Origin of the sequence: Martelella sp. AD-3 (assembly GCF_001578105.1) — a bacterium.
Classification (GTDB): Bacteria; Pseudomonadota; Alphaproteobacteria; order Rhizobiales; family Rhizobiaceae; genus Martelella.
The window spans coordinates 291186-314776 of record NZ_CP014276.1 but is presented as its reverse complement, the minus strand read 5'-3'; the positions used below and the strand labels follow the sequence as shown (position 1 = coordinate 314776).

Genomic DNA, 23591 nt, shown 5'->3' with positions numbered 1-23591 from the left:
GCCCACATCTAACCTATTGAATCTACGCATCGTGCTTTCCGAAAATCGATTCCGATTTTCGGGCCGATGCGCTAGCTTTTCCATTTGATGCCGCACTTACCCGGACAACAAGACCGGCAGTTTCCCGCCGGCTTTTTTGTTCGGGTCTGATGTGTCGCGTTCTACGCGCTTAAACCGTCTTCGGCTGCCTTGCGAGCCTGACGGCGCGCCTTGATCTTCGGGCCTATGACCGGGATCGTCAGGGTCAGAAGCGCAATGACCAGGAAAATTGCACAGACCGGGCTGGTCGCAAAGATCGAGAAATCGCCATCGGACATGATCAGCGAACGCCGCAGATTGCCTTCAACCATGGGCCCGAGAATAATGCCGATGATGACCGGCGACATCGAGAAGTCGAGCTTCAGCATGACGTAGGCGCAGACCCCTGCAATCATCATGACGAACACATCGGTCATCGTATTATTCACTGAATAGGCGCCAACGGTGCAGAGCACCAGAATAATCGGAACCAGCAGCTTACGGGGAACTGACATGACGCGGGTGAACAGGCGGATCGAGGAGAAACCCAGTAGCCCCATCATCAGGTTGGCGACCAGAAGGCCGATGAAGATCGTGTTGACCTCAACCGGGTGCTCTGTGAACAGCAGCGGACCAAGCTGGAGACCCTGCACCATGAAGGCGCCCATCATAATGGCTGTTGCGCCATCGCCTGGAATACCAAGCGTCATCAGGGGCACCATGGCACCACCGGCAACCGAGTTGGCTCCGGCTTCAGGTGCGGAAACCCCTTCGATCGAGCCTTTGCCGAATTCTTCCGGATGCTTCGACCAGCGCTTGGCTTCCGTATAAGAGATGAAGGAAGCAATATCGCCGCCTGTGCCCGGGATCGAGCCGATGGCAGTACCAATCGCGGAGGACCGGATATAGGTCGGCAGAACGCGACGGAAGTCGGCCCATGTCGGCAGAACGCGGGTGATTTTCGTTTTCGGGCGGGCTGGAGCATTTTCGCGGATCTCCTTCCAGTTTTCCTCGATCCCCAGAAGGGCCTGCGAGAAAGCAAACAGGCCGACAAGAACCGGGACGAAGGAAATACCACCCATCAGGTAGAAGGAATCGAATGTGAAGCGCATGCCTGCGGTCATCGGATCAAGGCCAATCGTAGCGATAAACAGTCCGATGCAGCCGCCCATCAGGCCCTTGATAACCGATTGGGAGGAAACCGAGGTGATGATGGATATCCCGAAGACGCCGAGCGCGAAATAATCCGGAGCAGCCAGTCCTGTGGCGACCCTTGCAAGCTGCGGCGCAATGATGATGAGCGCAATCGCGCTGAAAAGACCGCCAAACATCGAGCTTGCGGTTGAAAGGCCCAAAGCCCTTCCAGCCTCCCCCTTCAGCGTCATTGGGTAACCATCCAGCACCGTTGCGGCGGATGCGGGTGTTCCGGGTGTATTGATCAGGATGGCGCTGATCGAGCCGCCATAAATGGCGCCGCAATAGACGCCGAGCAGCATCAGGATACCTTCCAACCCCTGGAAGGAGAATGTCAGCGGCATCAGCAGAGCGATGCCCATGTTCACAGTCAGGCCCGGCAGCGAACCAATGAGAATGCCGGCAAGCGTGCCCATAAATACGATCAGAAGCGCCTGATAGCTGAAAACAATGCCTGCAGCTTGAATAATATCATGCATGATCTTGGTTCCTTCCCGGCGCTATTCCAGAAATGCCGGGGCCGGCAGCGAAATGTTGAAGATGTGAACGAAGAAGAACCAGATGACGCCGATGGCGGCGGCGGTTGTAACCCCGATAATCAGCGGGCGTCGTTCACCCATGATCAGCATGATGATCGGCATCATGATGATGCCTGCAATCACAAAACCTGCCCATACCATCAGCGTTGCAAAACCAAAGGCAACGGCTGCGGCAAGATAGGCCAAAAGATTTCCCGGAGCGCCAAGAATGACCTCGCGACCTGCATTGATAGCGGGAAAGGCAAGAACCTCAATCAGTTGAAGAAGACCGAGGCCGATCAGAAGCCAGGCGATCATGTGTGGCCAGAAGGCTTCTCCGGGAACACCATCCGGTGACATCGTCGAAAGACCACGGGAGAACCAGAAGATGCCAAGGCCAAAAAGAATGGAAACGGCAGCCACCAGAACATTGTATTTTTTCATTGCTTTCCTCCCCGCCCGGGGCCGCGGCCCTGAATTTTCAGGGCCGCGGTTGAGCGCAACAATCATTGCTTACTGGGAATTTTTGGAGTCTTCGATGAGCTTGGCGTACATTTCATCGTCACGCTTCATCATGTCCTGAACTTCATCACCAACCAGTGTGCTGGGCATGATGCCCTGGTTTTTCATGGCCTGCTGGAAGTCAGGATCCGCAGCAACTGCCTTGAAGACTTCGATCAGCTGACCTTTGACGTCTGCCGGCATGTTGGCCGGGCCTGCAATGGCTGCCCATGCACGCAGCTGCGTATCTGTACCTGCGCCCAGAACTTCATTGAAGGTGGGAACATCGGGGAACAGCGCAAAACGCTTGGAATCCATGACGCCGAGCATACGCAGTGCACCGGCATCGATCTGCGGCTTGGCTGCACCCGGTGTGGTGACAACGGCGTCAACATGACCGCCAACGAGCGCGGCGATTGCCGGGCCAATGCCTTCAGAATACGGAATCCGCTTCAGGTCGATACCCAGCTGCTGTTCCATGTTGATCGTGGCAAGATCATAGATCGCGCCCGTTCCGGAGTTGGCAACCTGGATTTTCCCCGGGTTTTCCTTGGCAGCTTCGACGAAATCCTCCAGCGTCTTGTACGGGCTGTCGGCGTTGACAACCAGAGAAGCCGGGTCGGCGATCGGTGCATAAAGACCGGTGAAGTTCTCGTAGTTGACCGGCGACTTGTTCTGATGCGGGAACATAGCCAGTTCAACGGTGGTCATGACCAGTGTCTGCCCATCGGGCTTTGCGCGGGCAGCCTCGATCAGGCCCGTCACGCCGTTGCCAGCGGGCTTGTTTTCCGGAACGAAAATCACGCCTTCCGGCAGGTATTTCTTGGCATACTCCAGTGTCAGGCGGGCTGAGGTATCCGTGCCGCCACCCGGATTCTTCGGGATGATGACGGTGATGTTCTTCTTCGGATAAGTCAGCTCCTGCGCTGTGGCCTGCACGCTGGCCAAAGCCAGTACGCCACAAAGCGCCAGTCCAATTGCTTTCAGCATTCTCAACTCCCTTGTTGTGCTGGTTATTCCCGGTCTGTCTATCTCTTTTGCAGACCGGAAAACGAGCCATCCTCCAGTGTCAAATGGCAGTAGACGATTGACTTACGGTTGTGTGTGTAAGTCAGGTGAAGCTCTTTGCCTCTGGCAATGATTGCCGGATACGAGAACTCGCCCTCTTCAGTCTCGAGGTCGATAACTCGTTGAAAAGTTTTGGCATTATCATTTGAAAGCGCCAGGGAAAGAGGCGTACGACGGCCCCAGTTGCCGCCATTCGGGTTATAGGCAAGCGCAAGTACGCCGCCGGTTTCGGCAACATCGATGCCGGAATTGTTATTGACGGTTCCGGTCGGATAGGCCTCAGACCATGTCCGGCCGAAATCATCGGAATCTGTTCTGTAAAGGTGACCGCGGGTCGAGCGCATCAGCATATGGATTTTGCCCGGAGCCGATTCCCACGCGCTTGGCTGGATCACCCCATCCCATCTGAAAACCTTCTGCGGATCGGTTTCCCACAAAGCGTTTTCGGCCAGCCCGCCCCAGACGCCGCCATTATCGTGCGGGTCACTATTGCTGTGGTGGGTGAAGGGAACATCGCAGCGGGTCCAGCTTTCGCCTTCGTCTGCGGAAATATCCGCGAATGCATCCCAGATCTCTTCGGTTTCAACCGAAGCCGGAGCCAGCCATTCACCATTGGACATCACAAGAAGCTTGTTCTTCACCGGGCCTCGCGGTCCGCTGTCACCGGGAACCAGCTCAGTTGGCTTTGACCATGTCAGTCCGCCATCATGCGAGAGGCTCCAGCGCGTCGTCCATGTGTGGACCGTCGGGCCGACCTTGTAGAATAGCCAGACCGTATTGCCTTCGTTGAGGAGAACCGGATTCCAGTGCGCAAGGCCGTCCTCGGCAAAGAGGCGGCGGGGGGTTTCCCAGCTTTCGCCGTCTCCGCGCACGGTCCAGATGGCGACATCGCCTTCGCCTTCGCGCTCACCGCCGAAAAAGGCGGTGAGCCGGGTATTGTCTGGGAGGACAATAACAGTGGAAGCGTGGCAGTTCCGAAACAGGGTATGGTCTGGCGGAACGATAAAGGTTTTTGTCTGTAGCTTTACATTCATCATCGACAAGGTCTCCTCCTCTTCGATAACAGTGGTCGTTCAGTCTACTCGGCCGCAACCCGGCTTTCCGGTTGAGAAGCCGTTGCGGGAAGGCCGAGTTCAAGCGTCTGGCTCAGCCAGTCTCCGAGAGCAATCATCTGCGAAACTGTCGACGAGACATGATTGTCGAAGTAGCTGCCGGTGGTCAGCGAACGGCATTTCACTGATGCAAAATTGCCGACGGCTTTCTGAAAATCCTTGGCGCAGGCTGGGTAACTCATGCTTTCTGTCAGGGCGGCCAGCGACAGGAATTTGGACAGAATCTCCGCTTTTTCGGGCTCTTTCTGCCATTTTTCAAACAGCCAGACATAAAGTGCAGGATGGAAGTTTGCCATCACGCCGCTGTAGCCATGGCAGCCTGCTTTCATGCTCTCCAGGAGCGTCTGGGCATTGGCGTTGGCGATATGCAGCCGGCTTCCCTTAGCCAGTTCGGCGCGTCGGCGCAGCATCTCGATGTTGCAGCAGGTATCTTTGAGAAAAGTGAAGCGACCGGACTTCGCGGCCCATGATACGGCTTCTTCGCTCAAGAGGCGTTTATAGGGGTAGGGGCACTCATAAACGCCAAGGCCGACATTGGTCGGCAGCTTTTCTGTCAGAGCAGCGAGATTTTCCAGGACTATGGTATCGGATTGATCCTGAGCGGCCAGCCGATTGGAGATCATGATGACGCTGTCAACGCCGCATTCAGCAATCGCCTGCAGTTGCTCTGCTTGATGGCCGGGCGCATTGCCGGTGTGGCCCGACGCAACAACCGGCGCACGGCCATCAACATAGTCGACGACGAAACGGGTCAGCTTTTCCGATTCGGCATCGCTCAGAAAGAACATCTCGCTCGACTGGCAGTTGGCGAAAAGACCGTGAACGCCGGCCGCCAGATACCAGTCGATCAGATTTTCAAGCGACGCCCAGTCGATTTCGAGGTTCTCGGTAAACGGGGTCAGCATAACAGGCCAGATGCCTGTGTGGTGGTCGTGCGCGCTTTCGAGTGCCTTGGTCATTTGTCTTTCCTTGCTGCAGGAAGCGCACCTTCTTCAAGGCCACTGCCCCGCGCCTAAGTCTGGTCTGAGCCGCAGCATCGCAGTGTCCCGGACACGGCAGAAAGCCCTAAGAGCGCTCTTTGAAAGGCAGCTGCGCAAAACTGCATTTCGCCGAAAGCTGGCAAGGCTTCTGCAGCTCACATCGTTCGCAGTGATTGTGCTGCTACGTGTTAGCATTGATGCTTACTCACTTTCCCGTGGTTCGACAAGATATAAAATGATCAATAGTAGATATTTTTGAATTAGTAATCAAATAAGTGATTGTATCAGTTGAGATTTGTCATTTCGGCGAAGATTGCCCCGAAGCGAACGCGTGGTATCTGTCCCTTGGCATGCCGCTTTTTGGGAGACGGACAAAAGGTGAAATGCGGCTTTTAGAGGACTTCAGGCTGCACAAGGCGTTGGTTGCCGCCTCAGGCGCGGCAAAGGCATCGTATCTGTAGGAGAAAAGATGCAGTGCTGTGGTCAGCCACGTAAGCCAGGAATGTGCTGGCGCTTTCGCGCACTGGCTTGGGCGGCCTCGGTATTGGTCTCAGAGGTACGTATAATCTGCGCCGAGAAGGCATGCGCTGTTTGCATGGCCAACATCGAAAAGTTACGTCGGAATATCCGAAACTCTCACTTTTAACCGGAATCTTGCGTTCCACGCCCTGAGTGATGCGCTAGGCGCATAGAAACGATGCGGATACAGCGGTAGCTCGTCCATCTTTGTTGGACGTATATTGGTTCGTACAAATTAACGACTATAGTGAGGATTATGTTATGACGAACCGTCCTTTCAGCGATGAAAATTGTGCAGGCCACACCAGAAGCCGGAGCTCTTTGGCACGTTTCGCACGCGGCATTGAAGGTTTCATCGGTGACTTCAACGAAAACCGGGCCGAAGCCCGCCGCCGTTGCCCGAATGCACCGCGCTGATCAGGTTGGCAACAGCTCGAAACGATCCGACGTCGCAGCGTCTCTTTGTTGATTGCCACTGAGAACTGACCCGCCGTTTCCACCGAGAGTTGGTTCTGACGCACTTTTGCTGACGTGTAGCCCTTAGGCCGTAAACCCGCAAACGGGGTTCACATTGGCACGTTGAATTGATTCGATGGCCCCGCGCGGAACATTTTACGGGGAGGCTCCTACCTGATCGCCGATTTCGACGATGACATCCTGTTCGGAAATGGCGGAGCGTATGAGGAACAAGAGGAAGTGGTGGACGTCGAGAAGATTCTCCCCGCCCCACGCGGCCCGAAGCACCCTTGCGCATCGAACACGACGGCTGGTCGTATCCATAAGTGCATGAAAGGACCCACTCAATGAACTTGATCCAAGCGCCTCGCCTGGCAACCTTCGGCCTCGTCCTCTGCCTGGTCCAGCCCGCACAGGCTCAAATCGCAAGAACGCCGGTCGGCACGGTCGATGCCACCATCGATGGCACGCCCTATCCGGGGGAAACGCTCGATATCCCATCAGAGGGGACGTCGACGGCTGAATTCCGATCCATGGGGCCGGTGACGTCCATTTCCATCCAGGCACACAACCCCGAGGCCGAGAGCATTATGCGCGACGTCCTGACGATCGAGGTTTCGCTGATGGGTGGCGATGCGTCGTCCTCCATCATGGATGTGTCGGTTTCCTGGTGGCCGGACGGGATGAGCGAACCTTTCTACCTCAGCGAAGATAGCGGGACGCCCCCCGAGATCGTCTTTGATGCGCTTTCTTTGGAAGAGGGAGCCGCCGCCGCTCAAGGCCGCTTCTCGGCTGTCGTCTGCCGCAGGGACAGCATGTTCGCGGACGCTGATAAGAACGACTGCCGACAGGTTGAGGGCGCCTTCGATACGGATCTGCGCAAGGCCGCTTGAGACGGCTTTTTTGGGCTTGCCAATCGAAATCAGTCTCGAACCATCACAAAGCGGATGTCATCCTTCGTGCTGCCGTAGACGCGATCGCGGTAGGAATCGACCGGCAGGTCGAACGAGCCGATATTGGGCGTTGCGATGGCGGACAGGGTGATCGTGCGGCCCTTGCGTTCCAGCCATTGATACGGCTGACGCCGTTGATGCTGCCGAGACCCTCGATCAGGTTGCAGGCAAACGTGCTGAACGGCGACAGGCGGCCGCCCTGTCCGCATTGCTCGCTCTTCAGCTTGACGATCGTGACAGCAGGACGACCGTGATCCCGGTGAGTGACTGATGAAACGGCGGCGAAAAGTGGTCAGAGAGAAATCAGCCGCAACAAGAGATTCAAGCTGAAACCTAGCCTTAAAAGCGGACCATACCTATACAAAATCGGCAATCAAATCCACGCTCTGGCTTCCGAAGAGCCTGCCTTTATCGTCGCCAATAAAGCGACTATTTGGACTTACGAATGCCGTCAAACCATTCCGGAACTGTCTCTGCGTGCCCCATTGCATCACCGCCACCATACAGGCTGGACAGAAATGTTGCGCGGTGGCTGGCATTCTGAACCTGGCCCCCCCTCATGTTACGTCCGCCAGCAGCCAACGCCATCTGAACCAGTTGTGGAGGCAGAGCTTCGTCGGCAGTGCCGAAGTAGAAAGAGACTGGCATTTCGAATTGCGTGTAAATCGTGCTGTTGCGTGCCAGATGGGAGAGGAAGCTCGTGTTGCTCGGCGCAGTGAACCGCTCAAAAAAACCGTCGACAAAAAACGCAGACGCCGTCGGCATGTCATCCTGCATCTGTGCGTCGAGCACGTAGTCGTGCCAGTAGGCTTCTGCGAATGCGCGGTGTTCGGAGCGGATAGCTGTATCGAACAGGTCCGGCACTTTGTAGTAGGTGCGATAGCTGCCCAGTAGGATCACCAGGCAAGGGGTCATCCACGCCGGCACTGCCGGATATGGTTCCGTCCCCGATGACGAGAAATTCAGGTTGCCGCACCAGTAGCGCAGCGAATCTGGCAGATTGTTGAATGGACTCGCTGCGGCCACTGCATCTACGCGTATACCCCGTCGGTGCAGCTCCAAACCCAACCATTGGGAGTTGAGCGCTCCCTGAGACCATCCATTGAGCAACAAACTCGAGGGGTGGATGCCTAGTGGCTCAAGCATGGACATGCCGGCATCAAGCACGTCATGACAGCACTGTACCGTCGCAGCGCGCACGGCATAGGCTTCGTTGCGACCGTCTCGATACGGTCCCTTGCCCAGATAGTCCGCTGCAATCACGACGTAGCCTTGCGCTGCCAACCGGTGCAGGTTGAAAAGGGTTTCAAGCGAGTCGACACCGTCCTGGAGCTTGTACTGCGGGTCTGCAAGGCGCATGAGATTGGACGGCACCTGGTCGAAGGACAAGATGGTGCCGTGCTGCCAGGATACCACCGGTAGCGGGCCGCGCAGCCCAGACGGTGTGGCGAGCAAGCCGCTGACCTTGATCCGCTCACCGGTCTCGGGAATATGCGTATAAGTCGTGATGCGCCGCAGTTCGATATCATAACGCGCTGCGTGATCCCCCTCCGAAAAAGAGGGGAGAACCTCGCCTTCATTGAAAACTGTGTAGAACTGCTGGGCCAAGGTATCCAAACGTTGCTTGCTCAACACGACAGGCTGTCCATCGTCGATACGCTGCCCGCCCAGTGTGCTGGCGCCCGCCTTGCCAGGCAGGTCGGCCACGGTTGCTACAGCAAGCGCCGCAATGGTTCGGCCCAAGGTGCCGATGGCTTTCCGGCGTGCCATGTTTGGCACCGGATGATCTGAGGATGTTGGTGCAGAGTCAGTGTGGTCTTCTCGCTGGGACATGGCTCAACTCAAAAGTTGAATAATATGAAATATAGATATTATACCAAATTTTCCAACTGACTACGGTAAAACCAAGGGCCATTTCGGATTGCGGCATCACGGCCGCGGCCGGCAAGCATAGAAGCAAGATGATTGGCCAACAGACTAGCTGTCGAACAGCACGTTCTCCGACGCCGGCCTCATAGTTCTTCCGGTCCCTGACAGGGCGAAGGTACCTGGGAATTTTCATGTCTTCCTTCTTCGTGAAGACCGGACGCGGCAGCAATCGCCTGACGCCGTCATAGGACACTTTACCCTCATCAACTTTCTGCTGTGCTGCGTCATGCATGGAGCGGGCAAGAACGCGGTCGGCCTGCTCCTGCATCAGACAGCTCACAACCTTGGGCCAGTCGCGAAGAGTTGGAGCGACGTGATCAGGTCGAACGCGCGCGCATCGCGTTCTTCGGCCGGAAAGTTCACAACCATTCGCCGCAAGCCTTCCGTCACCGAACCGGCATGCGTGGTGGTGTACACCAGGTGGCCGGTCAGACTGGCCTCAAGACATCCCTCGAGGGAGGCTTTGTCACGCGCCTCGCCCAGCGAAATAATATCAGGCGCGAAAATCGGCATAGGGGGTCGACGCCGATCGGCACAATAAGTCTTTGAAATATTTAAAGCGTGTCGGGTCCGGGTGCCGCGACGAATGACAGTCGGGACGTTTTTCGCTCCGACCTTCTGCAATTTTGATACTTGTTCCGTCTTGGCATTGCGTCGCCAAATTCGAAGTATCACTGCGGGTCATTGACATATCTCTGCCCGCTCAGACAGGATTTGCACTCTTCAACCGGTCACCATTGCTCTGGTTGTTTTCTGCGCCGACAGCCGGTCCCCCCTGCCCCGTGGCGGGCAGAACGACGACCTTTGCGCCGTCCGGGACGCGGCGATAGAGGTCCATGACGTCCTGGTTCATCATCCGGATACAGCCCGACGACATTGCCTGACCGATCGACCACGGTTCGTTGGTGCCATGGATACGGTAAAGCGTGTCCTTGCCGTCCTCGAACAGGTAGAGCGCGCGGGCGCCGAGCGGATTCGTCGGTCCGCCTTCCATGCCGCCCGCCCATTTTTGATAGGTGTCGGGATCGCGCTTGATCATGTTCTGCGTCGGTGTCCATGTCGGCCATTCGCGCTTGTAGGCGACATTGGCCGTGCCGGACCATGCCATGCCCGCGCGCCCCACGCCGACGCCGTAGCGCATGGCCTTGCCATCCGCCATGACGAGATAGAGGAACCGGTTTTCGGGATCGACGACAAGCGTGCCCGGCTGCTCGCCGGTCGGATCGTCGACGACCTGACGCCGGAATTCGGGATCGAACTGCCTCAGATTGACGGCCGGCACATTGAACGGCTCGTCGGTGACGGCGGCGTAGCGCGCATCCTCAAGCACCGGCTTCGGCGCGGGCGGCTGCGGGGGAGCGCCGGTCGACGCACAGGCCGAGAGCGCGGTGACGACAACAACCGGAAGGAACTTGATGGGGAGGTTTCTCATTCGACGCGCTCCCCGGCAGCGTGACGCCGTCTGGCCTCCGCCACCGATTCCTTGAAGCCGTCATAGTCGAGCGTCGTCGTCATCATCGGGCCGATCAGATAGGTCGGCGTCGAAATCAGGCCAAGCGCATCGCCCTGCTCCATCGTGCGCCCCAGAAGCGCCGCGATCTCGGCGTGGTGGCCGGTCACATCGTCCTGCAATTGCTGCATGTCCACACTGGTGGCGCGCACGGCTTCGAGCATCTGCGCCTCGGTAACCTTGTGGCCCGGAACGCCCATCAGGGCATGATGAACCTCTTCATACTTGCCCTGAAACTTGGCCGCGAGCGCCAGTTGCGCGCCATAAACAGAAGCCTCCGAAAGCACCGGCCAGTCCTTGTAGACGAGCCGGATATTGCCATCCTCCTCGACGATGCGGTCGAGGTCCGGGGCCGATGTCTTGCAGAAGGGGCAGTTGTAATCGAGGAAGGCGACGATGGTGACGTCGCCCTCGGGATTGCCCGCCTCGGGCGCGTCGGGATCGTGCAAAATGGCATTGACGTCAATAGTCTGGGCCATTGCGGGCATGCCGCCGGCAAGAGTGAACGCCGCCAGCGCGGCAGCGGCCAGGACGGTCCTGCGCTTCATGTCTGTCTCCTTGATTGGTCCTCAGGCACCGGCCCGGGACAGGTTCTGTGAAATGGTCTCCGGGGTGATGGCGCCGGTGATCCGCGAATTGCCGATCTCCCGACCGTCGCGATCGACCAGAAAAAGCGTCGGCGGACCGACGACGGAAAACCGGTCCATCAGCGCCCGCGCGTCGCCATTCTGGCGGGTGACGTCGACCGTGATCATGGAAACGTCCTGAAGGCGCGCGGCAATCGCCGGTTCGGCCATGATCTTCTCGTTGGACTTGCAGATCGTGCACCAGTCCGCGGTGAACGAGACCAGCACCGGCGTTTGGCCGGCGCCGGCAAGCGCTTCGTCGAACGCCGCTGACGCGGTGACCCGCGTTTCAGCGACCTGATGGCTGGGTTGCGGACCGCTGGCCAGAAACGCCAACGGCTTGAGCGGGTCGCGCTGGCCGGCGGCCGCGCCGACAAGCATGACCGCGCCGGCGATGAACGTCACGAGGCCGCCGGCCTTTGCTGCGCGTTGCCCCCAGCCGCTTCCGGCGGAAAGACGGTCGAAGGCGCCGGCGAAGACGGCGAGGCCGATGGCCGTCGCGCCCCAAAGGGCAAGCGCGGCGGGCGGTGGCAGAAGCCGCGCGACGAGCATCACGGCCACGCCCAGAAACACGACGCCGAAGGCCTGACGGATCGCCACAAGCCAGGGGCCGGATTTCGGCAGGATACGCGCGCCGAAGGTGCCGAAGGCGACCAGCGGCAACCCCATGCCGAGACCGAGGGCAAAGAGTGCTGCAGCCCCCTTGGCGGCCTCGCCCGTATTGATCGCATAAAGCATCGCTGCGGCCAGCGGCGGGGTAACGCAGGGCCCGATGATGAGCGCGGAGCCGAAGCCCAAAACCGCGGCCCCCGCCACGGAGCCGCCATGCCCGCGACCGGCCAGACGGGATGTGAGCGCTGATGGCAACTGAAGCTCGAAGAGGCCGAACATGCCAAGCGCGAGCACGATGAACACGGCCGCCGAAAGGCCGAGTGCCCAGGGCGTCTGGAGTGCCGCCTGAAGATTGGCGCCCGACAGACCGGCGACCAGACCGACCAGAGCATAGGCGGCGGCCATGGCCAGCACATAGGAAAGCGACAGGATGAACCCGCGTCCGGCGGAAAGCTTCGTACCTGCGCCGGCCAGAGTGGCCGACAGGATCGGGACCATCGGGAAGACGCACGGGGTCAGAGACAACAAAAGGCCGAAGCCGAGAAAGCCCGCCGCCATCAAGAATACATTGCCGTTGAGATAGGATGCTGCGCGCCCGGTCTCGTCCGGCCCGGTTTCCGCAGCATTCGTGTCCAGAGCGGCAGGACGAATAGTTGAAGCCGTTTGCCACGGGCCGGATCGGGTGGCGGTGGCGCTCAGCCGGTTGCCGCTCCCCGATATCGAAAGGCTCGCCATATCGATCGTCTTTTCGACCGGCGGATAGCAGATGCCCTGTTCGGCGCAGCCCTGATAGCGCACCGTCAGCCTGTCGGCTTCAAGCCCTTGCGGAAGCGCGGCCTCCACATGGTTGTGATAGACGTCCACATGGCCGAAATTCGGATCGTCCTTTTGAACGCCGTCGGGCAAGGCGAGCGGAACCGGTTCCCCGCCCTCGCTTGCCTTGATGCTATCTCGATAGAGATAGGTGCCCGGCGCGATCGTCCAGTCGAGCGTTACCGTGCCGCTGCCGTCGCGGGCGGCCTGAAGCCGGAAGACGTCGTCGGCGGGCGGCGGCATCTGCGCGAAGGCGGTGCACGCCATGCCGACAAGCAGCAGGACGGCGACGAAACAGGAGAACGGAAACCGGATCATTGCAGCCATTTGCGATTCCTGATTATCAAAGCAGCGCGTCAGATCATCCCGCCAGCTTAAGTCAGCCTTAAGTTGGCGGGAAAACAACGGGCGCGTTCAAACGGAAAGACAGTCCATGCGCATACTCGTGATTGAGGATGATCCGGTTCTGGCCGATGGCCTTGCTGTCGGCCTCAGGCTCAACGGCTACACCGTCGACGCCGTGGCGACCTGCGCCGACGCCCTTGCGGCCATAAAGGCCGGTGCATACGATGCGATCATCCTCGACCTGATGCTGCCGGACGGCTCCGGGCTCGACCTGCTGGCGGATGTCAGACAGGCCGGGAACCGGACGCCCGTGCTGATGCTGACCGCGCTCGATGAAACAGAGGACCGGATTCGCGGTCTCGATGTCGGCGCCGATGACTATATCGGCAAGCCCTTCGATCTGGACGAGCTTGCGGCGCGCCTGCGCGCGGTCACGCGCCGCGGCCACGGACAGGCCGAGCCGGTGTTGACCACCAATGGCGTGGCGCTCGACCCTTCGAAGATGCTGGCGACCGTGGAAGGCCGGGAGATTGTCCTGTCGCGCCGCGAATTCGCGATCCTGATGGCGCTGATGGAGCGCCCGGGTGTTATCCGCTCCCGGCAGCAACTGGAAGACCGGCTCTATGGCTGGCAGGAAGAAGTCGAAAGCAATGCCATCGAAGTCCACATCCACAATCTGCGCGCCAAGATCGGCAAAACCAGCATCGAAACCGTGCGCGGGCTTGGTTACCGCATGAGGCCAGACCGATGAATTCCCTGCGTCGCCGTCTTTTCATTCTGCTTGTCGTCGCGTCCGGCATCATCTGGGTTGCCGCGGTGATCTGGATTTCGAGCTGGAGCCGCTTCGAGGTTCAGCATGTGCTCGATACCCGGCTTCAGGAGGCCGCCCGCATGGTTCACTCGCTGGTCTCCGGCAGCAATATTGATGCAGCGCGGGAGAACGGAGCATTCACCCCGATTGATTATGAGAAACAATTGTCGTGTCAGATCTGGTCGCTCGACGGAAATCTTGTGGCCCGCTCCAGCGGGGCACCGGATGAGAGCATCGCGCTCAATGAGGAGGGTTTCGGCGATCGCGAGGTGAATGGCGAGGCGTGGCGGGTCTATACCATCATCGACCCCGAGAAGGGCGTGCGGGTGGTCGTCGGCGACCGCGTCGGCCTTCGCGACCGCCTCGTCCGCGATCTGGTCGCGGGGCTGCTGATCCCCGCAGCGCTGGTGCTTCCGGTGTTCGGCTTTCTGATCTGGTTCAGCCTCGGGCGCGGCCTTCGTCCGCTGAACCGCATGGCCGGCGACATTACCGCCCGCGATGGCGAGGACATGCGCGCGATTGACGCCGAAGACGCCCCGTCCGAGGTCCGGCCTCTGGTGGATGCGCTCAACGGCCTGTTCGGCAAGGTGGATGCAGCACGCAGACATGAGCGTGAGCTGACGGCCTTTGCGGCCCATGAACTGAAAACGCCGCTGGCTGGATTGCGCATGCAGGCGCAGGTCGCGCGCGCTGCAAAAGACGACGCGATGCGCGATCAGGCCCTCAGGCAAATTCTTGTCTCTGTGGACCGAACCGACCGCATGGTCCGCCAGTTGCTGACACTGGCGAGACTCGAAGCCGGATCGGAGCAGATCAGCCGGGGGCCGACGGTTATCGGTGAAGTGCTGCGCGATGTGATCGCAGGCCTGCCCGAAGGCGGCAAAACGATCATCGACCCGGCTCTGGACCAGTTCAGCGCCGAGACAAATGCCGAAACACTGCATCTGATTTTTCGAAACCTGCAGGAAAATGCGGTTCAGCACGCGGGCGCGAATGGCGAGGTGCGCTGGCGCATGACACCTGAGGGAGATGGACTAACCGTTGAAGATAACGGTCCGGGCGTGCGGGAGGAGGATATCGATCTCCTGACCCGCCGGTTTTATCGCGGCCGCGACAACAAGGCATCCGGCACGGGGCTCGGGCTGACAATTGCCGCGATGGCAGCAAAGCGTCTCGGCGCATCTCTCACCTTCGAGAACGCGGCCGACGGTCAGGGCTTTCGCGTATCGGTCAGGCCGCTCTGAATGTGCATCGACGCCCTGAATGCAGAAATGGCGCGACCTCGTCAGCCGCGCCACATTCCAACAGTGTATCTTTATCTTAAAGTCAGCGCTCAGAAAGCGGCGCCGTGAAGGTCTTTCCTTCAACATCGGTCAGCGTGAGCACCATATCCCCGTTGATATCGGCGCCTGCGGGAACCGCAAAATTCAGTAACGCCTGGCTGCCGAGCTGGCAGCGAACACTGTAGGCCAGCGCCTTGCAGGTCGAATAAGGCGCGAAGCGGTTATCCGTGATATTGAGAACGTCCTTGATCGTAAGCGCATCGACGCCGTAATCGAAGACTGGCTGATCCGTGCCGTTCTTGTCCGCAAGCGTGGCACGGACAATGTAGGCCCCCTGCGTGTCGGGCCCGCGATCCATATAAACATGCACCGAAGCCGTATCCTTGGTCAGCACGCCCTCGCTCATCGTGACGCGGGGATGCAGGTTGTCGAAGCGCTTGCCGAGCGGGCTGTAGATGCCATCGAAGAAGAAGCCATAGAAGAACACCGTGAAGACGAAAGACAGAACGCCCAAAAGCGCGGTAATCGTCACAAAGCGGCTGGGCGTTATGGGAAGCGGACCGCTTGTAAACCAGGCAAGCCAGGGCTTCCTTTCAATACGGCCGGATTTTACGAACAGGTTGTCGATCGAGTAAGGCCCGCTGCCCGTCACCAGCGTCACCGAGGTCATGGCAAAACTGCAGGCCGCCATCGTCCACTCGTCAAGGCAGGTCGTGCCCATCCAGCCGAATATGATCATCAGCACGACTGAAAGCCCCATGCCGATCAGCGACACGAAACGCGTGGCAAGACCCAGCATAAGCCCGACGCCGACCACTAGCTCAACAAGGCTGAAGCTGATGACGGAAATATGCAAAAGCAGCCCGTGATCGAGCATCCAGTGGACGATGTTTCCGAAGCCAAACGGCACTCCGGGTGCTGCATGAACCAGCTTGTTGGCCAGATATCCGGGCGATTCCGGATCGATTTTCTGTGTTGCGTAAATGAAACGACGCGAGAAGCCGCCCCAGTAAACCCATCCGATGACAAGCCGATTGGCGAGAATCGCAGCCCCGATCAGCTGCCAGACCGAGGGGCCGATTGACTGCCCGTCGCCTGTTGTTTTCATAGTCTGCACAGCGGTGCTCCTTTCAGCATTGGAGTTTTTTGACCGCTTTCGCGGCCGTGTTGTTTTCCGACGCCATCTTTGACCATGGCCAAGAACGGGAGCATTTGATCTGCATCATAAAATTGATACTAAACTATTGTTTTTATTTCTTTATTTCAGGATTCTCCTCAGAAAAACGCGCACGGGAAATGCCGCATAGACCTGCCAGATGACAGCTCTATACGGTTCAAACAGCTCCCTGATTTTCGCGCTGGATTATCTCTCAGGATTCACTTCGATGATGACAAAAACACGACCTTTCCGCCGGCAGACATCCGCTGGTGCAGGTCTTCCGCGTCTCCTGGATTTTTCATTCTGATCATGCTGCCGCGCGCCGGCTGCAGGTCACCCACCGCCCAGTTTTCAGCGCGCGCAGATCCGTCCGCCGCACCTTTGAGCTCAAGCGGTTCGATGCGATAACGCATTGCGCGTCCCTCGCCTGTCACCAGATAGAGGGAACCGGCGGCCATATCGACCACGACCGTTCCGACGTCTTCCGTGGTTTCGAACGCCACGGACCGGCGGCGATCGACTGTTTTGACGGAAGCACGGGCAATCGCGGGAACATAAAACCCGGTTTCCGGCGCGCGTCTGGTATCGCTGCTAGAAAGCGTTGCCGGGGCGTATCGTTCTTCCAATACCGCGCAGCTCGCAAGAACGGCTGTGGTCAAGAAGGTCAGAGCCACGCGACACAGCCGGCAAAAGGCCACTCCGCCGGGCCATTTTGCAAAATTACGGCCTGGCGAACCTGCCATTATGGTATGTCCGGACATAATCGCGAACCCGATCACGAGAGCACCTGCTTCAATGCGTTTGACGTGTGCTCGTTCCGGAACCTTAAGGCAGGCTTAAGCGTCGTCCGTCGAACCGACGATCGACCGCCCAAAGGCGGCCAGGTGAAAGATCGGTCTGAGATTCCGATTACTAGCGCCCCACGGGGCAATTCCACGGAAGAATCTTAATAATTCTCGCTCGTGCTTTTTTGACAAGGTATCCTGCTCAAGTAATTTGATAACATCCTCGTTGATGCTGCCACGCACCCAGCCAAAATAGAGCTCTGGAGATACGTGATTTAACCGGCAGGTCTCGCAGATCGAGGTCATTGCCAACCTAACCTCTACGCTCTTGATAGAACCGGAAAACATGAAGTTGTTGCGACCGATTGCTATTTTTCGGATGGAATCCTCGACTAGGTTATTGTCAAAGTCGAAGCGTCCATTCTCGAGAAATTTTTCAGGCCTTCGCGAAGGTTAAAATTATAATTGATTTCTTTGCGAAGATTGGACTTCTCCCGGAATCTGGTGGACTAGACTTTCGCACTTTCGGAAAATCCTGTCGACGAGAGGTTTGCATTTTTCGGTCTTGCCTCGATTCGGGCAGCTGCTGATTGGCCGATATAGTCTTTTTCGATATTGTTAGGGTCATCGATCATCTTTTTGATCGCTTTTGCTACTCTCGAGCCGTCTTTTTCGATCACTCTTTCAAAACGGCGGCGAACATGAGCCCAGCAATAAATCAGCCCAACCGGGCCTTCGGGGCGGACTTTATTTGTTAAGGGGTTGTATCCCGCATAGCCACCGACATGCAGATGCCCGCTAAATCCCTCAAGGGTTTCGACGGCGTTATAGGCAGCGCGCGTTTCAGTAAACACGTAGACGATTGCGGGAGGTTCGTTTCCGCACCATCGCCCATGACCGCGCTTCAGCGCCCAGCCGTAGCGTCGCTTGACCTCGCGGAACCAACTTTCCCGTCGCGTCGACCACGCACACGCTGCTTTCTTTCAACGAGACGTCGATTCCTGCATAATACTCCATGGGTGTCCCTCGCTTGACGCTTGGGCCGACAATCCGATCCCGTTTCAACATCGTCACTCTGAGGGACAACCATCTTCATGGCTACCAGAGGAGCGCCCGGCCCATTACAGCATCTACGCCGTGGTATTCATTGGCATCTATTCGGCCGGACGATGACTGAACCACGAAACGGCGCCATTCAAGTGGAACCGGCTGGCCTGCCCAAATAGCGGTCTGGGTGTCAGACTTTGACCCAGGCGCCATTGCGCTTAGAGGAGTTGATGCAGGCGGTGACGAAGGTCACGCCCCGCAGCCCATCCTCGACGGTCGGATAGAGCACGGCAGGATCGACCGTCTTGCCGTCGCGCTTGGCCTGAATGGCCCGGGCCGCTTCCGAATAGATCGTGGCGAAACCTTCGAGGTATCCTTCCGGATGCCCGCCGGGTGTGCGCGAGACACGCGCCGCGACATTCATGGCGCCAGCCCCGCCGCGCGTCAGCAGCCGCTTTGGCTCGCCGAGCGTCGTGTACCAGAGATAATTCGGGTTCTCCTGCTCCCATTCGAGCCCGCCCTTGGTGCCATAGACGCGGACCTTCAACGCATTCTCGCTGCCGGACGCGACCTGACTGCACCAGAGCATGCCTTTAGCACCACCCTTGAAGCGGAGCATGACATGCGCATTGTCATCGAGTTGGCGACCCTGAACGAAGGTGTGCACATCCGCCGCCAGTTCGTCGAGCTCAAGGCCTGAGATGAAGCAACCGAGCTGATAGGCATGCGTACCGATATCGCCCGTCGACCCGCCGACACCGGAGCGTTCCGGATCGGCCCGCCATTCGGCCTGTTTGTTGCCCGTCTGTTCAATGGGTTCGGCGAGCCAATCCTGCGGATATTCCATCTGAATCAGACGGATCTCGCCAAGATCGCCGCGCTCCACCATTTCGCGCGCCTGCCGGACCATTGGATAGCCCGAATAGTTGTGCGTCAGGATGAAGAGCGCGTCGGAGAATTCCGCCGCCTTCACGAGCTTCTTGGCATCAGCAAGGTTCGAGGTCAGCGGCTTGTCGCAGATGACGTGAATACCGCGTTTCAGGAACTCGATCGCTGCCGGGTAGTGCATATGATTGGGCGTGACAATGGCCACCGCCTCGATCCCGTCCTTCAGCCGCGCCTCGCGGATCGCCATCGACTTGAAGTCGTCATAGATGCGTGAGGGGTGAAGCCCTAGTTCCGCGCCCGACTGGCGCGACTTTTCCGGTGTCGAGGAAAGAGCCCCCGCCACGAGGTCGTAGTGATCGTCGATGCGGGCTGCGATTCGATGCACCGCGCCGATGAACGCCCCCGAGCCGCCGCCCACCATGCCGAGCCGGATGCGCGGCGCACGGGTTTCCGTCGTGGCTTCGATGGCCATGTTTCTCTCCTTCGATTTCTCTCGTTACGCGATGCCGAGCATGCCCCGGTTGGCCGCCTCGTCGGTCCCGCCGTCGGCGAAATCGTCAAAGGCCTTTTCGGTGACACGGATGATGTGGTTCTTGACGAACTCCGCTCCCGCGCGCGCGCCGTCTTCGGGATGCTTCAGGCAGCATTCCCACTCAACGACGGCCCAGCCAGAGAAATCATAGGCCGTGAGCTTGGAGAAGATCGCGCCGAAATCCACCTGCCCGTCACCCGGCGAGCGGAAGCGCCCGGCCCTGTTCACCCAGGACTGATAGCCGCCATAGACGCCCTGCCGCCCGGTCGGATTGAACTCGGCATCCTTGACGTGGACCATCTTGATCCGCTCGTGATAGATGTCGATGTGGTCGATATAGTCCAGGCATTGCAGGACATAATGCGACGGGTCGTAGAGCATGTTGGCGCGGGCATGGTTCTTCACGCGCTCAAGGAATATCTCGAACGTGACGCCATCGTGGAGGTCTTCGCCGGGATGGACCTCGTAGCAGACATCTACGCCGCATTCTTCCGCATGGTCGAGAATCGGCTGCCAGCGGCGCGCCAGCTCATCGAAGGCCGTCTCGGCGAGCCCCGCCGGCCGCTGCGGCCAGGGATAGAAATAGGGCCAGCACAGCGCGCCGGAGAAGGACGCCATCTCGGTGAGTCCGAGGTTCTTAGACGCCGTCAGCGCCTTCTTCACCTGATCGACCGCCCATTGCTGCCGGGCTTTCGGATTGCCCCGCACGCTTTCGACCGCAAAGCCGTCAAAGGCTTCGTCATAAGCCGGATTCACGGCGACGAGCTGGCCCTGGAGATGGGTCGAAAGCTCGGTGATGACGACACCGTTCTCTTTCGCGACGCCGACAATCTCGTCGCAATAGATCCTGGAACTCGCGGCCTTTTCCAGATCGAACAGCCGCCCATCCCAAGTCGGGACCTGCACGCCCTTATATCCACTGTCGGCCGCCCACTTCGTGATCGATTCCCACGAGTTGAACGGCGCCGCGTCCCCCGCAAACTGCGCCAGGAACAAACCCGGCCCCTTGATCGTCTTCATCACTAATCCTGTCGAAGAGTTGCGTTCAGATACTCTGCTGATGTCCGTGCGACCGCACAGCTTGTATTTGTCAATTTCCGCTTGTCGCATCGGAACTGGCCCAATCGAGCAGATAGGCGATCGACTGGTAGTGCCTGCCGGAATGCGTTGACAGACCGATTTCACACGTCCTGCTGGTTGAGTATCCGACATTGCAGCGCTCCGGCAGCTGGGTTCGAAGTGTGCGAAGCGCACTGGCATTGAGCTCCGGTCTGTCGAACCCTTTATCGCCTGCAAAGCCGCAGCATTCGATCTCCTGTGGAATCACGACCTCCTCGGCACAGGCTGCAGCCAATGTCGCAAGCATCTGGTCCTGCCCCAGCTTCCGCGTGCTGCAGGTCGCATGAAGCGCGATGCTTTCCGCCTTGCGGCGGATTTCCAGCTTCGGAAGTACGAGCGTTGCCAGCGCCTCGGTCACATCAAGAGGTCGAACGCGCGAGAATTGCTTCGCCATCTGTCCGGTGCAGGGGCTGGTATCGGAGACGACGGGATCCCCGCCACCCCTGCTGGCCTCAAGAAGCCGCGCCTCCAGCGAGCGAGCGCTCTTATCGGCCTGAACGGGAAAGCCCTTGCTTTGAAACGGCATGCCGCAACAGAGCCCTTCGGACGACGTCACCAGAGCGACATCATAGCCGGCCCGGTCTAGGAGCGATCGCATGACCTGCCAGAGCGGTCTCTGGTCGGGAGCATTCCGCGCCGGCCCCATGGTACTGTTGACGCAACTCGAGAACAGCACGATGCGCGGCCTGTTGCGCGCGCCGGCGTCCAAAGCCGTCGGAGCTTTCGTGGCGGCGGTCGGGAGATAAGGGGTCCATTGCGGCAGCCGGCCGCCGGAAAGCCTGCGCAATTGTCCCGTCAGGTTTGCCATGCCGTCCGACCCGAGCATCCTGTGGGCCATATCGGCACTCCCGAGCGCGGCCTTTGCCCCCGTGATGACGAGCGCCAGATGCTCTTCCACAGCCGAGGCGAGTTTCTGGCTTGCGCCGCCGCGGCGGTCCTGTCGGCGGGACCGCATCAACTCACCCGTGTCGATCCCGACCGGGCAGGATCTCGCGCAGAGACCATCGCCGGCACACGTGTCCACGGCGGCATAATCGTAACGGGCTCCGAATTCGCCTGTCGCGGCCGTTCCATTCACCATGGCGCGCGTGGCGACAATTCGCTGTCGCGGCGTTGCCGTTATCGCGCGAGACGGACAGACGGGTTCGCAAAAGCCGCACTCTATGCATTTGTCGATCAAGGGATCCGCCGATGGCAGCGCCTTCAAGGCCTTCAGGTAGATTTCCGGGTTATCCGAAATGACGACGCCCGGGCTCAGTATCCCCTTCGGATCGAAGATCGCCTTGATCCGCAACATGAGGGCATAAGCGTCCTTGCCCCATTCCAACTCGACAAACGGCGCCATGGCGCGCCCGGTACCGTGTTCGGCCTTTAGTGACCCCTCAAACCGAACGGCGATCAACTGAGTAATCTCTTCCGTCAGCCGGGCATAGCGCTTCACGTCCGCAGGCGTGTTAAATGATTGCGAGAAGACAAAATGGATGTTGCCGTCGAGCGCGTGGCCGAAAATGATGGCATCGCGATATTCAAGACGATCGAAAATGGACCGCAACGCCAGGGCTGCGTCCGCCAGGCGCTCGATCGGCACGGCAATATCCTCGACGATGACCGTCGTGCCTGTGGCGCGCGTTCCGCCGACCGATGGCAGGAGACCCTTTCGCACGTTCCAGTAGTTGGCGTATGTGGCCGGGTCACGGGCAAAGGAGACGGGCTCCAGCGGCGAAAACGACTTGAGCAGGTCGCCCACCAAAGCGGCCTGGGCCTCGAGTTGTTCGGACGTGGTGGCCCGCAGATCCACAAGGAGCGCCGCCGTGCCGGCTGGCAGACTGGCAAAACTCATGGGAATGCCGGGCTTTCCGGCCACAGACGCGAGCGAAGCGGAATCCATCATCTCGACGGCGGAAACTGGCGCGGTCTTGAGCCGGGTGGCCGCCGCACAGGCCCTGTGCATGTCCTGAAACAGAACCAGTGCTGCAGATTTCAGGGGAGGCTCGGGCACAGTCTCAAGCGTCATCTCGCTAATGAAGGCCAACGTCCCTTCCGAGCCGATGAGGAGTTGTTGCAGTATGTCAATAGGGTCATCGAAATCGATCAAGGCGTTCAGTGAGTAGCCAGTGGTATTCTTGATTCGATATTTTCTGCGGATGAGATCGGCAAGCCCCGGAGTCGTGCGCGCCTCGTGTGCAAGTGCGGAGATCTGCTGCAACAGCAATTTGCGGTCCCGGCTGAACGCGGCCCGGCTTTCCGCGCTGCCCGTATCGAGTCGGGTTCCATCCGCAAGAACGACGCGCATGGATTTCAAGGTCTTGTAGGCATTCTGCTCCGTGCCACAACACATGCCGCTCGAATTGTTGGCCGCAATGCCACCCATCATGGCCGCGCCGATGGAGGCGGGATCCGGACCTATCTTGCGGCCATGCCTTGCGAGCCGCGCGTTAACGTGCGCGCCGATAAGCGCGGGCCCGACGCGTACCGAATGGCCGGCTTCGCGGGCCTCGAATTGTCGCCATCCGTTGGGCCCAAGCTTGACGAGTATGCCATCGGTAACGCCCTGTCCGGAAAGGCTGGTTCCGGCGGCACGGAAGGTCAGAGGAACATGATAAGTGTTCGCAGCCTCGAGCACGCCAACGACCTGTTCTTCCGTCTCGACAAGAAGAACCGCGCGCGGAATAAGCCGATAGGGGCTGGCATCCGCGCCATGGGTGATCCGCGAGAACTCGTCTTCGAGAATATCCGAATGCGGCATGAACGTCCGGACCGAAGCCAGGAATGCCTCATGATTTCCCTGAGCGATCTTCATCGGCTCTCTCCCT

The 23591-nt window shown here is 59.0% G+C and carries 21 protein-coding genes and 1 pseudogene; 3 read left to right on the top strand and 19 right to left on the bottom strand.

Going from position 1 to position 23591, the window contains the following annotated elements:
• Positions 1-161: 161 nt before the first annotated feature.
• The 5 genes from AZF01_RS22505 to AZF01_RS22485 form a co-directional block, all read right to left on the bottom strand.
• A complete protein-coding gene (locus AZF01_RS22505; protein WP_024709204.1) occupies positions 162-1691 on the bottom strand; it encodes a tripartite tricarboxylate transporter permease in 1530 nt (509 codons plus the stop codon).
• A gap of 21 nt (positions 1692-1712) precedes the next feature.
• Positions 1713-2174, bottom strand: a complete 462-nt coding sequence (locus AZF01_RS22500) for a tripartite tricarboxylate transporter TctB family protein (protein ID WP_024709205.1) — start codon at positions 2172-2174, stop codon at positions 1713-1715.
• Positions 2175-2243: 69 nt separating this feature from the next.
• On the bottom strand, positions 2244-3221 hold the full coding sequence (locus tag AZF01_RS22495; RefSeq protein WP_024709206.1) for a tripartite tricarboxylate transporter substrate binding protein: 978 nt from the start codon (positions 3219-3221) through the stop codon (positions 2244-2246).
• A 38-nt stretch (positions 3222-3259) separates the two neighbouring features.
• Complete coding sequence (locus AZF01_RS22490) at positions 3260-4333, bottom strand: exo-alpha-sialidase (protein ID WP_024709207.1); 1074 nt, start codon at positions 4331-4333, stop codon at positions 3260-3262.
• A gap of 44 nt (positions 4334-4377) precedes the next feature.
• Positions 4378-5370, bottom strand: coding sequence for a dihydrodipicolinate synthase family protein (locus tag AZF01_RS22485; RefSeq protein ID WP_024709208.1), 993 nt, complete (start codon positions 5368-5370; stop codon positions 4378-4380).
• A 1343-nt stretch (positions 5371-6713) separates the two neighbouring features.
• Between AZF01_RS22485 and AZF01_RS22480 the strand changes: the two genes are divergently transcribed.
• Complete coding sequence (locus AZF01_RS22480) at positions 6714-7259, top strand: hypothetical protein (protein WP_024709209.1); 546 nt, start codon at positions 6714-6716, stop codon at positions 7257-7259.
• 29 nt (positions 7260-7288) lie between these two features.
• Here the strand turns inward: AZF01_RS22480 and AZF01_RS22475 are convergent, their stop codons facing one another.
• From AZF01_RS22475 to dsbD, 7 genes are all read right to left on the bottom strand, one after another.
• On the bottom strand, positions 7289-7528 hold the full coding sequence (locus tag AZF01_RS22475) for a hypothetical protein (protein ID WP_061449938.1): 240 nt from the start codon (positions 7526-7528) through the stop codon (positions 7289-7291).
• 220 nt (positions 7529-7748) lie between these two features.
• On the bottom strand, positions 7749-9089 hold the full coding sequence (locus AZF01_RS22470) for a S9 family peptidase (protein WP_024709210.1): 1341 nt from the start codon (positions 9087-9089) through the stop codon (positions 7749-7751).
• 37 nt (positions 9090-9126) lie between these two features.
• Positions 9127-9516: a hypothetical protein gene (locus AZF01_RS24380; RefSeq protein ID WP_024709211.1), complete on the bottom strand. Its 390-nt coding sequence runs from the start codon at positions 9514-9516 to the stop codon at positions 9127-9129.
• Between the two features lie 8 nt (positions 9517-9524).
• Positions 9525-9761 (bottom strand): ATPase, T2SS/T4P/T4SS family, encoded by a 237-nt coding sequence (locus tag AZF01_RS22460; protein WP_024709212.1) that lies wholly within the window; start codon positions 9759-9761, stop codon positions 9525-9527.
• A 190-nt stretch (positions 9762-9951) separates the two neighbouring features.
• On the bottom strand, positions 9952-10680 hold the full coding sequence (locus AZF01_RS22455) for a L,D-transpeptidase (protein ID WP_024709213.1): 729 nt from the start codon (positions 10678-10680) through the stop codon (positions 9952-9954).
• Positions 10677-11306 (bottom strand): DsbA family protein, encoded by a 630-nt coding sequence (locus AZF01_RS22450; RefSeq protein ID WP_024709214.1) that lies wholly within the window; start codon positions 11304-11306, stop codon positions 10677-10679. Before AZF01_RS22450 ends, AZF01_RS22455 begins: the two co-directional genes overlap by 4 nt.
• Before the next feature lie 21 nt (positions 11307-11327).
• Complete coding sequence (dsbD, locus tag AZF01_RS22445; RefSeq protein ID WP_245308963.1) at positions 11328-13136, bottom strand: protein-disulfide reductase DsbD; 1809 nt, start codon at positions 13134-13136, stop codon at positions 11328-11330.
• Positions 13137-13242: 106 nt separating this feature from the next.
• On the opposite strand from dsbD, the gene AZF01_RS22440 reads away from it, so the two are divergent.
• Both AZF01_RS22440 and AZF01_RS22435 read left to right on the top strand, forming a co-directional pair.
• On the top strand, positions 13243-13905 hold the full coding sequence (locus tag AZF01_RS22440; protein WP_024707419.1) for a response regulator transcription factor: 663 nt from the start codon (positions 13243-13245) through the stop codon (positions 13903-13905).
• Positions 13902-15209, top strand: a complete 1308-nt coding sequence (locus AZF01_RS22435; RefSeq protein ID WP_024707418.1) for an ATP-binding protein — start codon at positions 13902-13904, stop codon at positions 15207-15209. Before AZF01_RS22440 ends, AZF01_RS22435 begins: the two co-directional genes overlap by 4 nt.
• Positions 15210-15291: 82 nt before the next feature.
• Here the strand turns inward: AZF01_RS22435 and AZF01_RS22430 are convergent, their stop codons facing one another.
• The 7 genes and pseudogenes from AZF01_RS22430 to AZF01_RS22405 form a co-directional block, all read right to left on the bottom strand.
• Entirely contained in the window at positions 15292-16356 is a 1065-nt protein-coding gene (locus AZF01_RS22430) for a TQO small subunit DoxD (RefSeq protein ID WP_024707417.1), read from the bottom strand.
• A 269-nt stretch (positions 16357-16625) separates the two neighbouring features.
• Positions 16626-17150, bottom strand: a complete 525-nt coding sequence (locus AZF01_RS22425) for a hypothetical protein (RefSeq protein WP_152534487.1) — start codon at positions 17148-17150, stop codon at positions 16626-16628.
• A 93-nt stretch (positions 17151-17243) separates the two neighbouring features.
• Positions 17244-17615 (bottom strand): annotated as a pseudogene (locus AZF01_RS24780) (transposase); the annotation flags it as partial.
• A gap of 86 nt (positions 17616-17701) precedes the next feature.
• On the bottom strand, positions 17702-18100 hold the full coding sequence (locus AZF01_RS24665; protein WP_081725732.1) for a transposase: 399 nt from the start codon (positions 18098-18100) through the stop codon (positions 17702-17704).
• 329 nt (positions 18101-18429) lie between these two features.
• The gene (locus AZF01_RS22415; protein ID WP_024707414.1) at positions 18430-19599 is read right to left on the bottom strand and encodes a Gfo/Idh/MocA family protein; all 1170 of its coding nucleotides are present in this window, start codon (positions 19597-19599) and stop codon (positions 18430-18432) included.
• 24 nt (positions 19600-19623) lie between these two features.
• Entirely contained in the window at positions 19624-20679 is a 1056-nt protein-coding gene (locus AZF01_RS22410) for a sugar phosphate isomerase/epimerase (RefSeq protein ID WP_024707413.1), read from the bottom strand.
• Positions 20680-20749: 70 nt separating this feature from the next.
• The gene (locus tag AZF01_RS22405; protein WP_036236626.1) at positions 20750-23578 is read right to left on the bottom strand and encodes an FAD-binding and (Fe-S)-binding domain-containing protein; all 2829 of its coding nucleotides are present in this window, start codon (positions 23576-23578) and stop codon (positions 20750-20752) included.
• Positions 23579-23591: the final 13 nt, after the last annotated feature.